Source organism: Planotetraspora silvatica (assembly GCF_016863315.1).
Taxonomy (GTDB): Bacteria; Actinomycetota; Actinomycetes; order Streptosporangiales; family Streptosporangiaceae; genus Planotetraspora; species Planotetraspora silvatica.
This window is the reverse complement of the sequence record NZ_BOOQ01000038.1, coordinates 94,190-109,106: the sequence shown is the minus strand read 5'-3', so window position 1 is coordinate 109,106 and position 14,917 is coordinate 94,190. Positions and strand designations below refer to the sequence as shown.

Annotated in this window: 15 protein-coding genes; 10 read left to right on the top strand and 5 right to left on the bottom strand. The window is 69.1% G+C overall.

What is annotated here, in order from left to right; all coding sequences use genetic code 11:
* Positions 1-19 precede the first annotated feature (19 nt).
* The 4 genes from Psi02_RS27345 (at position 20) to Psi02_RS27330 (ending at position 3,690) form a co-directional block, all read left to right on the top strand.
* Complete coding sequence (locus Psi02_RS27345; RefSeq protein WP_203978535.1) at positions 20-1,159, top strand: sensor histidine kinase; 1,140 nt, start codon at positions 20-22, stop codon at positions 1,157-1,159.
* Positions 1,156-1,827, top strand: coding sequence for a response regulator transcription factor (locus Psi02_RS27340; protein WP_203978534.1), 672 nt, complete (start codon positions 1,156-1,158; stop codon positions 1,825-1,827). Before Psi02_RS27345 ends, Psi02_RS27340 begins: the two co-directional genes overlap by 4 nt.
* A 121-nt stretch (positions 1,828-1,948) precedes the next feature.
* Positions 1,949-2,878 carry an ATP-binding cassette domain-containing protein gene (locus tag Psi02_RS27335; RefSeq protein ID WP_203978533.1) on the top strand — a complete coding sequence of 310 codons (930 nt, stop codon included), beginning with the start codon at positions 1,949-1,951 and terminating at the stop codon, positions 2,876-2,878.
* Positions 2,875-3,690, top strand: coding sequence for an ABC transporter permease (locus Psi02_RS27330; protein WP_275415264.1), 816 nt, complete (start codon positions 2,875-2,877; stop codon positions 3,688-3,690). Before Psi02_RS27335 ends, Psi02_RS27330 begins: the two co-directional genes overlap by 4 nt.
* A gap of 183 nt (positions 3,691-3,873) precedes the next feature.
* Here Psi02_RS27330 and Psi02_RS27325 read toward each other — a convergent pair whose 3' ends face one another.
* The gene (locus Psi02_RS27325) at positions 3,874-4,215 is read right to left on the bottom strand and encodes a DUF190 domain-containing protein (protein WP_203978531.1); all 342 of its coding nucleotides are present in this window, start codon (positions 4,213-4,215) and stop codon (positions 3,874-3,876) included.
* Positions 4,212-5,516: a cation:proton antiporter gene (locus Psi02_RS27320; RefSeq protein ID WP_203978530.1), complete on the bottom strand. Its 1,305-nt coding sequence runs from the start codon at positions 5,514-5,516 to the stop codon at positions 4,212-4,214. The genes Psi02_RS27325 and Psi02_RS27320 overlap by 4 nt, the downstream gene beginning before the upstream one ends.
* Positions 5,517-6,210: 694 nt before the next feature.
* On the opposite strand from Psi02_RS27320, the gene Psi02_RS27315 reads away from it, so the two are divergent.
* The 4 genes from Psi02_RS27315 to Psi02_RS27300 are packed head-to-tail and all read left to right on the top strand — an operon-like array spanning position 6,211 to position 10,593.
* Positions 6,211-6,609 carry a hypothetical protein gene (locus tag Psi02_RS27315; RefSeq protein ID WP_203978529.1) on the top strand — a complete coding sequence of 133 codons (399 nt, stop codon included), beginning with the start codon at positions 6,211-6,213 and terminating at the stop codon, positions 6,607-6,609.
* Positions 6,609-7,271 carry an ABC transporter ATP-binding protein gene (locus tag Psi02_RS27310; protein ID WP_203978528.1) on the top strand — a complete coding sequence of 221 codons (663 nt, stop codon included), beginning with the start codon at positions 6,609-6,611 and terminating at the stop codon, positions 7,269-7,271. The genes Psi02_RS27315 and Psi02_RS27310 overlap by 1 nt, the downstream gene beginning before the upstream one ends.
* Positions 7,271-7,954 carry an ABC transporter ATP-binding protein gene (locus tag Psi02_RS27305; protein WP_203978527.1) on the top strand — a complete coding sequence of 228 codons (684 nt, stop codon included), beginning with the start codon at positions 7,271-7,273 and terminating at the stop codon, positions 7,952-7,954. Before Psi02_RS27310 ends, Psi02_RS27305 begins: the two co-directional genes overlap by 1 nt.
* Positions 7,951-10,593 carry an ABC transporter permease gene (locus Psi02_RS27300; RefSeq protein ID WP_203978526.1) on the top strand — a complete coding sequence of 881 codons (2,643 nt, stop codon included), beginning with the start codon at positions 7,951-7,953 and terminating at the stop codon, positions 10,591-10,593. Before Psi02_RS27305 ends, Psi02_RS27300 begins: the two co-directional genes overlap by 4 nt.
* 34 nt (positions 10,594-10,627) lie before the next feature.
* On the opposite strand, the gene Psi02_RS27295 is transcribed toward Psi02_RS27300, so the two are convergent.
* The 3 genes from Psi02_RS27295 to Psi02_RS27285 form a co-directional block, all read right to left on the bottom strand.
* On the bottom strand, positions 10,628-11,944 hold the full coding sequence (locus Psi02_RS27295; protein WP_203978525.1) for a HAMP domain-containing sensor histidine kinase: 1,317 nt from the start codon (positions 11,942-11,944) through the stop codon (positions 10,628-10,630).
* A 25-nt stretch (positions 11,945-11,969) separates the two neighbouring features.
* A complete protein-coding gene (locus Psi02_RS27290; protein WP_203978524.1) occupies positions 11,970-12,650 on the bottom strand; it encodes a response regulator transcription factor in 681 nt (226 codons plus the stop codon).
* A 308-nt stretch (positions 12,651-12,958) separates the two neighbouring features.
* Positions 12,959-13,606 (bottom strand): winged helix-turn-helix transcriptional regulator, encoded by a 648-nt coding sequence (locus tag Psi02_RS27285; RefSeq protein ID WP_203978523.1) that lies wholly within the window; start codon positions 13,604-13,606, stop codon positions 12,959-12,961.
* A 92-nt stretch (positions 13,607-13,698) separates the two neighbouring features.
* On the opposite strand from Psi02_RS27285, the gene Psi02_RS40805 reads away from it, so the two are divergent.
* Positions 13,699-13,833, top strand: coding sequence for a hypothetical protein (locus Psi02_RS40805; protein ID WP_275415263.1), 135 nt, complete (start codon positions 13,699-13,701; stop codon positions 13,831-13,833).
* Positions 13,834-14,011: 178 nt separating this feature from the next.
* Positions 14,012-14,911 carry an NmrA family NAD(P)-binding protein gene (locus tag Psi02_RS27280; protein ID WP_203978522.1) on the top strand — a complete coding sequence of 300 codons (900 nt, stop codon included), beginning with the start codon at positions 14,012-14,014 and terminating at the stop codon, positions 14,909-14,911.
* Positions 14,912-14,917 lie beyond the last annotated feature (6 nt).

Sequence of the window (14,917 nt, the reverse complement as noted above, 5' to 3'; positions counted from 1 at the left end):
GTTGAATAGGATCGGAACCATGCACGGGGCTCAGGCGCCGGGGTTCCTGTCTCGGCCTCGCGTGCAGGACGCGATTCTCACCGCGCTGGCTCTGGCGGTCTCGCTGACCTACCTCGCCGTGACCGCGACGCATGCCGGTCCCGTCGTGGTCTCCCAGGTGCTGGCCGCCGTCGGTATCGCCGCGATCGCGGCCCTCTCGCTGATCGTGCGGCGTGACCGGCCGATCCTCGTGGTGGCCGTGACCGTCGGCGCCGAATTCCTCGTGGTCATGATCTTCGGGGCGAACGACAAGGGCCTCACCCTCATGTCGGCCTGCGTGGCGTTCTACAGCTGCGGCAGGTATCTTCCGCCGCGGAGCGGATGGCCCGTGGGCGTCGTCGCCGCTCTGGTCTACAGCTACGACATACCCCCACAGGCCATCGTGGTCTACGCGATCGTGCTGATCGCGATCGGTCAGAGCGTCAGGGCGAGATGGGAGCTGGACAGGCGCAGGCACACCGAGACCGCCGCCGAGGCCGTCCACATCGAGCGGCGCAGGATCGCCCGTGAACTGCACGACGTGGTGGCCCACCACATCAGCGTGATGAACCTTCTCATCGGTGCGGCCCGCACCACCCGTGACCCTGACTCCTCTCGCGAGGCCCTGCTCGGAGCGGAGCTGGCGGGGCGGGAGGCGATGGCGGAGATGCGGGGACTGCTCGACATCCTGCGGGCCGACGACGCCGAGGACAGCAGTAGCAGGGACGGCGCGGCGGTCCGGTCACCCGACGCCCTCGACGCCCTGGTGGCCCGCGCCCGTGAGACGGGTCTGTCCGCGGAGCTACTAGTGGTGGGGGAGCAGCGGTCCCTGTCCGCTGCCGTCGATCTGGCCGTCTACCGGATCGTGCAGGAATCCCTCACCAACGTCCGCAAGCACGGCCAGGGTGGCAGGGCGTCGGTCCGGCTGACCTACGGGCCCTCGACGCTCGATGTGGAGATCGTCGACGACGCGATGAGCGTGCGCCGCGCCGGCGTCGGGGGTCACGGGCTGGCGGGCATGGCCGAACGGGTCGCTCTGTGCGGGGGGACCTTCGAGGCCGGCCCCAGGCCGCAGGGCGGTTTCCGGGTGTTCGCCGGCTTTCCGCTGCCTTCTTCCGTACCCGAGAAAGAGATCTCATGATCACTGTCCTGCTCGTCGATGATCATGCCGTGGTCCGGTATGGTCTGCGCCTGATCCTGGAGTCGCATCCGGACATCCAGGTGGTGGGGCAGGCCGCCGACGGACGGGAGGCGATCAGCCGTACCCGCGAACTGCGGCCCGACGTGATCCTCATGGACATTCACATGCCGGAGCTGGACGGTGTCGCGGCCATCGAGCAGATCATGGCGGTCTCGCCCGGAGCGCGGGTGCTGGCGTTGAGCACGTTCGACCTCGACGAGTACGTTGTCGGGGCGCTGCGGGCGGGGGCCGCGGGGTTCCTGCCAAAGGAGGTGTCTCCCGAGGAGCTGGTCGAGGGGGTGCGTGTGGTGTATCGCGGGGACTCCATCGTCGCGCCGCGCCTGCTCACCCGGTTGATCGGTACCTTCGTCCGGCCCTCCCTCAGGGTGGGGGGAGTGGCGTCCGGTAACGCCGCGCTGTCGTCGCTGGGCCTCAGCGAGCGTGAGCGCGAGGTGCTCACACTGATCGCCAAGGGCCACTCGAACGCCGACATCGCCGAGGCTCTCGGTGTCGCCGTCTCCACCGTCAAGAACCACGTGACGAACCTGTTCACCAAGATCGGGGCACATGACCGGGCACAGGCGGTGATCGTCGCCTACGAGGCCGGCCTGGTGACGCCGGGAGCCTGAGTCCCCGCCGCGCTGGGCCCGGCCGCTGGGCTCCTGGACCCAGTCGCTGGGACCAGAGGCCTAGTGATCATGCCTTCTCGGGGAGGAGGCGACCGGCCGGACGGCGCGCGATGCTCGAAACATGACGACGATCGAGGTGCAGGACCTCACCAAGACCTACCGCACCACCACCGCGGTCAGCAGGTTGTCCTTCACCGTACGCCCCGGCAGGGTCACCGGATTCCTCGGGCCCAACGGCGCCGGCAAGTCCACGACCATGCGAATGATCCTCAATCTGGACCACCCGACGAACGGCTCGATCAGGATCAACGGCAGGCCGTACACCCAGTTGCGAGATCCGCTGCGGGCGATCGGCGCGCTCCTCGACGCCAAGGCTGCCCACGGTGGCCGTTCCGCCCACAACCACCTGCTCTGCCTGGCACAGAGCAACGGCATCTCGGCCAAGCGGGTGGGCCAGGTGCTCGACCAGGTGGGTCTCGCCTCCGTGGCCACGCGGCGCATCGGTGGTTTCTCGCTCGGGATGGGCCAGCGGCTCGGCATCGCCGCCGCCATGCTCGGCGACCCACCGGTGCTGATGTTCGACGAGCCGGTGAACGGGCTGGACCCCGAAGGGATCATGTGGATCCGGGGCTTCATGCGCGCAATGGCGGCCGAGGGCCGGACCGTGTTCGTCTCCAGCCATCTGATGAGCGAGATGGCGCTGACCGCCGACCACCTCATCGTGATCGGCAAGGGGCGTCTCATCAAGGACGCGGGCATGGCGGAGTTCGTCGGCGGCGGCACCGAGAGCTACGTGCGGGTCCGCTCGCCGGAGCCGGCCGAGCTCGCCTCGCTGCTCACCGATCGTGGCGCCGAGGTGTCGTCGGTCGATGACCATCTGCGGGTGCGGAAGATGCCCGCGGCCATGATCGGAGACCTGGCGGCGGCCCGCGGCATTCCCCTGCACGAACTGGTCGCACAGGAGACCTCCCTGGAGGCGGCCTACATGGCGATGACCAAGGACAGCGTCGAGTATCACCTCGGCACCCCTATTGTCTCGGAGCGGAAATGACTGGCCCCGCCTCTGTCGCGGTAGTTCCGGCGCGCGGTGCCGCCAATCGCGGCTTCGCGCGGATTCTTCTCTCGGAATGGACCAAGCTCCGGACGGTCCGTTCCACGATGTGGGCCCTCATCACCACGGCCGTGCTGATGATCGGTGCGGCGGCCGCGATCGGCATGGCCGCGCTGGGGGCCGAGGAGAACGACGCCAATCCGTCGTTCAACGTCATCGAGCTGAGTTTCCAGGGCGCGGTGCTCGCGCAGCTGTCGCTGGCCACTCTCGGAGCTCTGGCGATCACTGGTGAGTACCGCACCGGGATGATCCGCACCTCGCTCGCCGCGGTGCCGTGGCGCCTGCGGCTGCTGCTGGCCAAGGCCCTGGTGTTCGGCGGGGTCGCCTTCGTCGTCAGCATGATCTCGGCGTTCGGCGCCTTCTTCGTGACCCAGGCGATCCTGTCCGCCAGGTACGACGCGGCCACGCTGGTCGACCCGCACGCGTTCCGGGTGGTTTTCGGGGCCGGGCTGTACCTCGTCGCCACCGGGCTGCTCGGGTTGGGAGTCGGCACGCTGATCCGCCACTCCGCCGCCGCGATCACCGCGACGGTGGCCATTCTGTTCGTCCTGCCACCGATGATCGGCATCCTGCCCAGCTCATGGGGCAGGACCGTGACGAAGTACTTCCCGCCCAACGCGGGGTCACAGATCGCCGTGGTCGTGCCCGACCCGGGCATGCTGGGCCCCTGGGGCGGATTCGCCGTCTACTGCCTCTGGATCGCCGCGGTCTTCCTCGCCGCGACCTACCTGCTGCGTCACCGCGACGCCTGAGCCCTTCCCTGGTCCGTCGTGCCCGGAGTTCATCCACTCCGCCGCCGAGCCGGCGGTCCCTCGGGATTAGTGGACGACCTTGGTCGTAACGGTGTCGCCAAAGCCCCAGGTCGGGATTCCGCCGATCCGCGCGGCCTCCCTCTCACTCAGGTTCTCCATGCCGTGTGTTCGTCCTACAGTCCCCTACATGGCGCGGCGTTGCCGGGCGGCGGAGAAGTGGAGGATTTCGACGGGTTCGAGGGTGGCCAGGCCGCCTGGGATGAGCTCGTCGAGCTGGGGGAGGAACGCCTCGATCTTCGCGCGGGTGTCGACGATGATGACGATGGTCGGGAGTTCGTCGGCCAGGGACAGGATGCGGGTCGTGTGGATCCGGCCGGTGGCGCCGTAGCCTTCGATGCCGCGGAAGGCGCTGGCGCCGGCGAGCCCCGCCTTCTGCGCCCGACGCACGATCTCGTGGTAGACGGGCTTGTGGTGCCAAAGATCGCTGTCGCTGACGAAGGCCGTCAGCCTGAGTCCATCGCTCATGTCTTCACCGTTTCGGGCTCGGTGACCCTGCGGAACGTGCGGTCGAGCCAGTAGCCGGCGATCTGGGACGTCACGATCGACAGCAGCACGAGGATCGTGAAGAACTTCTCGTTGATGATCCCGGCGCCGAAGGTGACGGTGGCCAGCACGATGCCGGGACCGCCGCGTGCGTTCATCGCCACGGCCAGCTGGACGGCCGACTTGCTGTCCTCCCCTGCGAGACGGGCCGCGACCCAGACCGAAGCGGCCTTGGTGACGCAGGCCAAGGTGAAGAACCAGACGAGGAACAGGAGGTCGATGTTATGCAGGAGGTCGAGCTTCAGCCCGACGATCGCGAAGTAGACGGGGATGAAGAAGGCCTGGGCGAACTGCTTCAGCGACACCCAGGTCTCGGACGTGGCCCGGTCGCCACCGTCGGCCCGTGAGCACGCGATGCCGGCGAGCAGTGCGCCGAAGATCGGGTTGATGCCGAGACCTGTGCAGGCCAGGACGGCGACGAACAGCACCAGCAGCCGGAACGCGGCTGGGTTGCGCAGTTCGACCAGGTTGAACCGGCTGTTGGCGAGGGAGAAGACCGTCCGCGCGCCGCCGACGAGGGCGACCGCGAGGAACGCCAGGCTGGCGAGCACGTAGTAGAGCGCGGTGAGCGGCACGTCGTCGGTGTCGCCCAGCGACCACAGGCCGAAGACCCCCTGGCCTCCGGTGTTCGCGAGCCCGAGAACGAGAGCGAGCACCACGTACAGTGCGACGTCTTCGAGGACGGCGACGGTCAGGACGACCCGGGCGAACGCGGTCTCGAGGATGTCCAGATCCATCAGGATCCGTGAGATGACCGGGATGCTGGTGACCGCGACCGCGATCCCGAAGATCAGGCCGATGGTCAGCGGGGTGCCGTGCGGCCCGGAGTAGTGCTTGGTGCTGAGCACGCCGGCAACGCCTATTCCGATGGCGAACGGTACAGCCAGCCCGATGCCGGTGATCAGAGCGACCTTCCGACGTTCGCGGCGGGTCGCCCGAAGCTGCAGCTCGGCACCGACCAGGAACATCAGCAGCAGCAGACCGATCTGGTACATCGCGCCGAGGACGCTCGTGGTCACCTTGCTGGAGCCGAAGACCCAGTTGGCGAAGCCAGGGGCGACAGCGCCGAGAAGGGTCGGGCCCAGCAGGAGACCGCCGATGATCTCGCCGATGACCGCCGGCTGTCTCATCCTGGTGAACAGCTGCCCGCAGGCGTGGGCGGCCACGAGCAGTAGCGTCAGAGCGATCAGGACATGGGTGACATCCGCTGTGCTCAGCGACATGAGTTCCCCGGGGCTAGAGGTGTACGAGTCAGCCGATACCCCCAGAATGTGACTGACTGATTGCCCTCTGTCATCTATCTATCCGGTGATATCGGATGACCAGCTCGGCTGGAAACTGTGGCACTGTGCGGGTGCCGATCAACGAGGTTGCGACCGAGCCGGGTGACCCACAGCTCCGTGGGGTGTGCGGAGGCGTGGGCTTCACGTTGATGGTCCGGCTAGTTGAGAGCATGACAACCCCACCGCCGTGACGACGGCCGGCAAGATGGCAGCCGCCGTCACGGGTGTGGATGGGCCGGACGACCCTAGCCCTGGGACGATCTCAGCCCACCACCATCGGCGTCGAGGTCGAGTCGATCTCCCCGGGCGTCGGCTGTGGACGTTAACCGCGCCCTTGCCGCACGCACGCCAGACGCTGGCTGCACGGTTCGTAGCGTCGTCGGGAACAGAGGCGGACAATCCGCCGCCTCGTCATCGCTGCGAGGTGAACATCATGCGTCGACTACTCACTGTTCTCGCGACCGGGATCGTCGTCACCATCGGGGTGGCGGCCTGCTCCTCTTCCGCCACGACCGCTTCTCCATCGTCGCCGGCGACCGCACAGCCGCCAGTTGCTCCTGAGACGGCCGCGCCTGGCGACATACCCGACACCCAGGTGTATGTACCGTGGTCACCGTCCGGGGGCGGTTTCACTGTGAAGGTACCCGAGGGCTGGTCCCGGCTGGCGCAAGGCTCCGCGACCATCTTCACCGACAAGTTCAACAGCGTCCAGATTGAACGCGTTGCCGCGTCCACCGCTCCGACCGTGAACTCCGTACGCTCCGCTGACATCCCCGCGATCCAGCGCGGGGCCGCGGGCTTCAGTCTGAAAAGCGTCACGGTCGTGCCGCGTAAGGGCGGCAGCGCCGTGCTCGCCGAGTACCGTGCCGGCTCCGCGCCCGATCAGGTGACCGGGAAGAGCGTCGCGTTGGACGTGGAGCGGTACGTCTTCTTCAAGTCGGGCAGCGAGGTCGTGTTGACCCTGTCGGGTGCGGTGGGGGCGGACAACGTCGACCCGTGGCGAATCGTGACCGACTCGTTCAGGTGGGCCTGATGACCGCACTCGTGCTCAGCGCTCATTCCCTTTACCGGTTCTTCCGGGCCGGGGAGGAAGAGACTCTCGCGCTTCAGGGCGTCACTTTGGAGGCGGAGCCCGGAGAGATCGTCGCCGTGACCGGACCGTCGGGATCAGGTAAGACGACGTTACTCAACTGCCTCGCGGGGCTGGACGAGCCGGACGGTGGCACCGTACGGGTCGCCGGTGAACGAATCAGCCATCGGGCCGAACGTGAGCGCAGTGCCCTCCGCTCACGGCATATCGGGGTGCTCTTCCAGTCGAAGAACCTTGTGGACCACCTCAGCGTGCGGGACAACATCGCACTCGTCCAGCGACTGGTGCGCGGCCGGCGGCCCGTACCGGCCGAAGACCTGCTGGACCAGGTGGGCATCCGCGACCGGGCAGGTGCTCTTCCGCGGCAGTTGTCCGGCGGCGAGGCGGCTCGCGCCGGTCTCGCGGTCGCCCTCGCCAACGCGCCCGCGCTGGTGCTGGCTGACGAGCCCACCGGTGAGGTGGACGGCGAGACCGAGCGGAGGGTGCTGGCGCTGCTACGCGAGCGTGCCTCCACCGGAACGGCGGTCGTGGTGATCTCTCACAGCCGTGCCGTGGCCGCGGCCGCCGACCGCGTGCTACGGATGCGTGACGGGCGGTGGGTGTGATGTCGGCCTCCGATCTCCTCGTGAGTTGCGAGGACGCGGCCCGTACATACGGAAGGGGAAGCGGTGCCGTCGTCGCGGTGCACGGCGCGAACTGTGCGGTGAAGCGGGGCGACCGGATCGCCGTGGTCGGGCCCTCCGGTTCGGGCAAGTCGACGCTGCTGCACCTGATGGCGGGTCTTGATCGCCCCACGGCAGGCAGGGTGAGCCATCCGGGCCTGACGGGAGGCACTCTCTCGCAGCTCATCGGCATCGTCTTCCAGGGCCCCAGCCTGCTGCCGCCGCTGACCGCCGCCGAGAACGTCGCGCTGCCCTTGCGGATCGACGGTGTACCCGAGGAGGAGGCCGCAGCCCGGGCGCTGGCCGCATTGGACAGCCTGGCGCTGCACGGACTGGCCGACAGGCTGCCGGACGAGCTGTCCGCTGGTCAGGCACAACGGGTGGCGGTGGCGCGGGTGCTGGCGCGCAGGCCCCGGCTCGTCCTGGCCGACGAGCCGACCGGCCAGCTGGACAGCGAAACCGGTCGTCAGGTGATGACGGTGCTGCTCGCCGCCGCGGACGAGGTCGGTGCCGGAGTCGTGGTGACCACGCATGACCTCCAGATAGCCCAAGAGCTGGATACCCGTTGGCACATGGCGGATGGGCGCCTCGTGTCGTCGGATGTGGAAGGAGACGGCGCCCAATGATCCGTATCTGGCTTGCCGGGCTGGTGCGTGTGCGCAGCGGCCGACTGCTCGGCGTCGTCGCGGGAGTGGCCACGGCGGTGGCGCTGCTGGCCGCACTCGGCAGCTTCCTCGCCGTCACCCGGGCGACGATGACCGCACAGTCTGTTCGCAGGGTCAGCGTGGACTGGCAGGTGCAGGTAGCCGCCGGCGCGGACGCGCAGTCGGTCCTGATGACCGTGCTGAACACGCAGGGCACACGGGCGGCCCTTCCTGTCGGATACGCCGACACCAGCGGTCTGACCGCGACGACCGGGGGTACGACGCAGACCACCGGGCCCGGTGCGGTGCTCGGAATCCCACCCGGATACCGGTCCTCCTTCCCCGGAGAGATCCGAGTGCTGTCCGGGGTCGGCGACGGCGTGCTGCTCGCCCAGCAGACCGCCTCCAACCTGCACGCCGCGCCCGGAGACACGGTGGCCATCGGCCGGGCGGGCCTGCCCCCGGTCACGATTCGCGTCGACGGCGTGGTGGAGCTGCCGCTGGCGGACTCGCTGTTCCAGAAGGTCGGAGCGCCTCCGCAGTCTCAGCCGTCCGCGCCACCGGACAACGTCGTGCTATTGCCGCAGGATCGCTGGCACACCCTTTTCGACCCGCTGGCCGCAAGCCGTCCCGACCTGGTCCGAGCGCAGATCCACGTATTGCGAAGCCACAGCCTGCCGCCGGACCCTGCCGCCGCTTATGCTGCGGCGACGGGTAAGGCGCACAACACCGAGGCGCGGCTGGTCGGTGCAGGTATGGTCGGCGACAATCTCGGCTCCGTCCTGGACGCCGCCCGTTCGGACGCCCTGTATGCGCAACTGCTCTTCCTCTTCCTCGGCGTGCCCGGCGCACTGCTCGCCGGGGCCCTGACCGCCGCCGTCGCCTCGGCGGGCGCGTCCCGGCGGCGTATGGAGCAGGCACTCCTGCGCACGCGTGGTGCCACGGCGGGCAAACTCCTGGCGATGGCCGCCGCGGAGGCGGCGATGGTGGCCGTCGTAGGCGGGGCGGCCGGTCTCACGGTCGCGGCGCTGGTGGGACGTTCCGTCTTCGGCGCATCAGGGTTCTCCTTCGTCTGGGCGCTGGCCGCGCTCGCCATGGGGGCGCTCATCGCGTTCGCGACCGTGCTGGTGCCCGGCCGCCGGGACGTGCGAAGTGTCACGGTCGTCGCCGGTCGTGCCGCGTTGGAGCGCCGCCGGGTGCCCCGCGCCATGTGGTGGGCGCTGACGGCCGTACTTCTGGCGATCTCGCTCGTGATCTTCAACATCACCAGCCAGACGAACTACGCGCTGGTGCTCGCTCCGGAGGGGACACCGACGTTGTCTGTGGACTACTGGGCGTTCGCCGGTCCGGCTCTGCTGTGGGCGAGCGGCGCCATGCTTGCCTGGCTGCTGGTAGACCTGCTTCTGCGGCGCGGCCGGCCGTTCCTGGCCCGGCTGCTGCGCCCCGCAGCAGGGCCGCTCGCGGACACGGTCGCCGCGAGTCTGTCCCGGCAAGGCACCACGGTGGTCCGGGCGGTGGTGCTGCTCGCCCTCGCCGGGGCATTCGCGACCTCGACCGCCGTCTTCAACTCCAGCTACCGCCAGCAGGCCGAGGTCGACGCCGTCCTGACGAACGGTGCGGATGTCACAGTCACCGAGCCGCCGGCCTCCACAGCAGGACAGGCGGACGCGGCGAGAGTGGCCGCGTTGCCCGGCGTTCAGCATGTCGAGCCGATACAGCACCGCTACGCGTACGTCGGTGCGGACCTGCAGGACCTGTACGGCGTGCGACCGTCGACCGTCGTCGCCGCGGGCAGGCTGCAGAACGCCTACTTCGCCGGAGGTACAGCGCGGCAACTAATGGATCGCCTCGCGCGGCAACCCGACGACCTGCTGGTCAGTGCAGAGACCGCGAGCGACTTCCAGCTCCACCCAGGCGATCAGATCCGGCTGCGCCTTCAGGACGGCCGCACACACCAGTTGCACACCGTGGCGTTCCGTTTCGCAGGGGTGGCCAAGGAGTTCCCGACCGCTCCCAAGGACAGCTTTATGATCGCCAACGCCGACTACGTCGCCCGTATGACCGGCAGCGACGCGATCGGCACGCTCCTGGTCGACACCGGCGGCACCGGGCAGCAGGAGGTGGCCCGGCGCGTGCAGACGGCTCTCGGCCCGGTCGCGCACGTCACCGATCTGCCGTCGGCCCGGACCGTCACCGGTTCAAGCCTCACTGCCGTGGATCTCAGTGGACTCACCCGGGTCGAGCTGGGCTTCGCGCTGGTCATCGGGGCCTCGGCCGGTGGCCTCGTGCTCGCGCTCGGCCTGGCGGAGCGGCGCCGGACGCTGGCGCTGGCATCCGTCCTGGGTGCTCGAGGAAGGCAACTGTCGGGGTTCGTCTGGAGTGAAGCGGCTCTGGTGGCCGTGGCGGGCGGGGTCTGCGGCGCAGTGCTGGGCTGGGCACTGTCGGAGATGCTGGTGAAGGTCCTGTCCGGCGTCTTCGATCCGCCCCCCGACCAGCTCTCCGTGCCATGGAGCTACCTCGCCACGTTGACCGCCGCCGTCATCGCAGCCCTTGCCGCCGCGGCATCGGCCGCGGCCCGGCATGCCCGCCGTCCGCCGCTCACCGAACTGCGGGAACTGTGACATCGCGGGAGCTGTGACCGGCGATCGCGGCGCGTCACGGATCGGAGTCCCCGGTCCCGGTTGAGGTCGCGACGAGCCAGGTGAACCGAGGGTGCGGGGACTGGCGGGACAAAAAGAGTCTTCCCCCCTCCGCCTCCACCAGGGATCGGGCGAGCGCCAGCCCGATCCCCAGGCCCCCGCCCGCCGCCTGCCGCCTGGCGAAGATGTCCACGTCGTCAGGCAGTTCAGAGCCTTCGTCCTCGACGTCGACCGCGACGACCCCGGCCGTCTCCCTCGCCCGGACGGTAACGGTGCCCTTCCCATGGGCAGCGGCGTTCGAGAGCAGGACGTCGAGCACCTGCCGGGCGGCCCGGGATGACCCGACCGCCTCCGGCAGGTCGTCCTCCGCGACGATCCGCAAGGGCCGGCCGGAGGCCGCCAACTCCCCGTGCCAGCGCCGCTCGGCCTCCGCGAGCAACGTCCCGATGTCGAGCGGCGCCCGCTCGGGGTCGTCGCGGGCCAAGGCCAGCAGGTCGTCGAGCGTCGCCTCCATGTCGTTCAGCGATTCCAGGGCCGAGCGCATCGCGGCGTACGGACCTTGCGCGGGCACCTGCAACCCCTGATCCGCCAAGGAGCCCTCCAGATCCAGGCGTGTCCTGGTCAGCGCGGTGCGCAACTGGTGCGAGGCGTCCGCGCTGAAAGCACGTTCACGCTGGAGGAGCCGGTGGATGCGTCCGGCGGCTCGGTTCAGTGTGGTCGCGACCTCATCCGCCTCCGGTAATCCCGAGGTAGCGGCACGCGCGGACAGATCGCCCGTCTCCAGCCGCCCGGCCGTCGCCGCCAGCGCCTCAAGCGGGCGGGCGAGGCGCCTGCTCGATCGCAGGGCGATCAGCACGCCGACGCCGACGGCGAGCGCCGCGAGCACCAGCATGCCGGCCCAGGTCAGGGCGGCTCGGCGCAACGGCTCCGCCGTCTTGGAATCGACCCGGACCACCGCCCTGACCTGCTCTCCCGAACCAACGGGAACCGCGACCACCAGCCCGCCGTTCGTCCGCTGCGACGACGCCCGGCCGGCGGAGGCCGCACGCACCGATTCATCTCCACTGGCCGGACCGACCCCGAGCATCCGCCGTAGACCACTGTCGTACACCGCGATCTGGGTGCCCTGCTCGGTGCGGGGCAGCTCCATCGGATCGGCGGGCGAATGCACCTGCGCGGGCACGCTGACCGCCACCTGCTCGGCGAGCTGCTGCAGCTCACGTACCTCGTCCTGTTCGTACAGGCGGAGCGCGGCGAACCCCAGAGGCATGGCGAACAGCAGCACCGCGCACACCACGGCGGCGACGGTCGCCCGCAGAATACGGCGACGCATCGATCCTCCTGTCTCGGCCTTTGTCTCAGCCGCTGGGGGATTCAAGCCGGTACCCGAAGTGCCGCAACGTCGTGATCCGCACGCGGTCGCCGAGCTTCCGGCGCAACGCCGCGACGTGCACGTCAAGGGTCTTGGTGGAACCGAACCAGTTCTCGTCCCAGACCTCGCTCATCAGGTCCTCACGGCTGACGGCCTGTCCCGATGAGGCGGCCAGCCGAACCAGCAGGTCGAATTCCCGAGGGCGTAAGTCCACATCGCCCGCAGGGGTGGAACAGCGCCTCGCGGCAAGGTCGATCAGCAACGAACCCAGGTGAACCCGATCGGCATCATCGTGTCCGGCAGGCGCGGCACGGCGCAGATGCGCCGCGATCCGGGCCTGCAGCTCGGCGAGCCGGAACGGTTTGGTCAGGTAATCGTCCGCGCCGGATTCCAGGGCCTGGATGACGTCCATCTCCTCGGTACGCGCGGTCAGGACGACAAGCACGGCTGTCGGCGCGCTTACCCGAAGGCGGTGGCACAGCCTGAAGCCGTCGACGTCGGGCAGTCCGAGATCGACCAAAATCAACTCGGCCGGCTCGCGGGCGACCCTGGCCACGGCCGTGGCGCCGTCGGGGCACCATTCAGCCTCATGACCCAGCCCCCGCAGCATCCCGGCGAGTCTGTCCCCGATGGCGGCGTCATCTTCGACGATCACGATGCGTGCCATGCCACCAGGTTACGGCCGCGTATGTCCGCTTTCTGTCAGACCGTGGCGGACGTGTCAGCGAACCACCTGCGGGATCGAAAACTTCGAACTCGTGCTTATAGAAGCCGGCCACCCGGGCGAAGGGGGTCACGCGGACGGTCGCAACGGCGGTGGGGCGCTGGTTGACATCCACTCTGGACTGAGCTGTCGGGCCTCGCCCTCGGCCCACCCCTCGACCAAGTCCGCGTTCTGGTCCCTGACCGACGGCCTGCGGCTCGAACTCGCCGTGCAGAACATCCAGGTCGTCGGCGCGGGGCTTACGGCCTGCTTCAGGCCGGCTGGGGGATGGCGAACAGGTGCAGGAAGGTGTTCAGCAGTTCGCGGCGCCCGGACAGTTCGACCAGCCCGCACTTGGCCGCCCGGGTGAGCTCCCAGTAGGAGGGGAGCCCGTCCGGCTGGAAGGCGATTGCGAGATCGGGCTCGCCTGGAGCCGGGCCTACGCCGGCTTCGAGCTTCCCGTCGGTGACCGCGAGGTGCACCACCAGGTCGGGGGCGCGGACCTCCCAGGTCGCGGTCACCCCGGCCGCGGCTTCGGCGTTGAATACTCCCCGCAGGTTCATGATCAGCGACTCGGGCGTGACGATCTCGCCCGGCCGTGGCTCGCCCGTGTGCGCGGCGCCCCAGCGCCCGAGGGCGAAGATGGCCGGCTCGAGTTCGCGGCCGACGGAGGTCAGCGTGTAGAGGACGCCGCGTTGCGGGGCCGGCGCGACGCGGCGTTCGACGATGCCCGACTGCTCGAGCTCCTTGAGTCGGGTGGAGAGCACGTTGGTGGGAATGCCCGGCAGCCCGTCGAGCAGGTCGGTGTAGCGGTGCGGCCGCACTGCGAGATCGCGCACGATCAGCAGCGCCCATCGTTCGCCCACGAGCTCCAACGCGCGGGCCAGGCCGCAGTACTGCCCGTAATCACGACGCTTCATGCTTCAACTATAGCAATCTCTTTAATCTGCTGTTCGATTCGTTCTGTGAAGTTGACTTGCAAAAACGAAGTATCACGCCTAGGGTCACCGACATGACCGAACGGACCTGGGCGACCGTCCTAGTCCAAAGTTGCGACGGGCAGTCACGCACAGCCCGCGTACGGTCCCCGTCGCTCGCCGCGTCCACGGCGGGCCCGGACGCCTTCGCCCTCACCTCGAACCCGTGATCGGCGGGCTGCTCGTCACGCGAACCGGCGCCGGGAGACTCCCGGTGCACCCTGCCGGTCGGGATCGCGGCCACTCGGCTCGTGCCGTACGGCACGAAGATCCCCGATCCGTTCGGCACGGGGCTGCTGACTCCACCCAGTCCACAACCGCATCGTGAATCGACCAGCGGAGAACCATATGTCCTCATCAGCTACAAGCAAGACCGTCCTCGTCTCGGGGGCGACCGGTGACACCGGGCGAGCGACCGTCCGGGAGTCCATCGCCCTCGGCCTCAACGTCAGGGCCATGGTGCGCAGCATCGACGCACGTTCCCAGGCCCTCGCCGACCAGGGAGCCGAGGTCGTCGTCGGAGACTTCCTGGACCCCAACACCCTCCGGCCGGCCATGGAAGGCGTGGACGCGGCATATCTGTGCTATCCGGTCGCGCCGGGGCTCATCCACGCGACCGTCAACTTCGCCCAGGCCGCGAAGGAGACGGGCGTCAAGGCGGTCCTCAACTGCTCCCAGCGGTCCGCGAACCGCGAGTCCACCAGCCCCTCGTGCCGCGACACCTACATCGCCGAAGAGGTGCTCAACTGGTCCGGGCTGAACGTCGTCCATCTCCGCCCGACCCTCTTCCTCGAGTGGTTGCAGTACTCCTGGATGCTGCCCAAGCTGCGGGAGGGCGTCCTGTACATGCCCGTGGGCGAGGGCACCAGTTCCCCCGTCGCCGCCGAGGACCAAGGGCGCGCCATCGCCGCGCTGCTGCTGCACCCCGAAGCGCACATCGGCACCACCATCCCGCTCTCCGGCCCGGTCGAGATGGGCCACGAGCAGATGGCGGCCGAACTCACCGAGGCCCTGGGCAGGAAGATCGTCTTTGAGAACCCGCCCATGGCGGAGTACGCCGCGCACCTCGAGGCGGCCGGCGTGCCCCCCTACGGCGTCGCGCACATCACCGGCGCGATGCTCGACTACCAGAACGGCCGCATGTCGGGCGCCGACGACAACATCGAGAAACTCACCGACCGCCGGTCGATGACGGTCGGCGAGTACGCCCGCTCGCACGCCGACCTCCTCAACGGCGGCAGAGACTGACCTAGG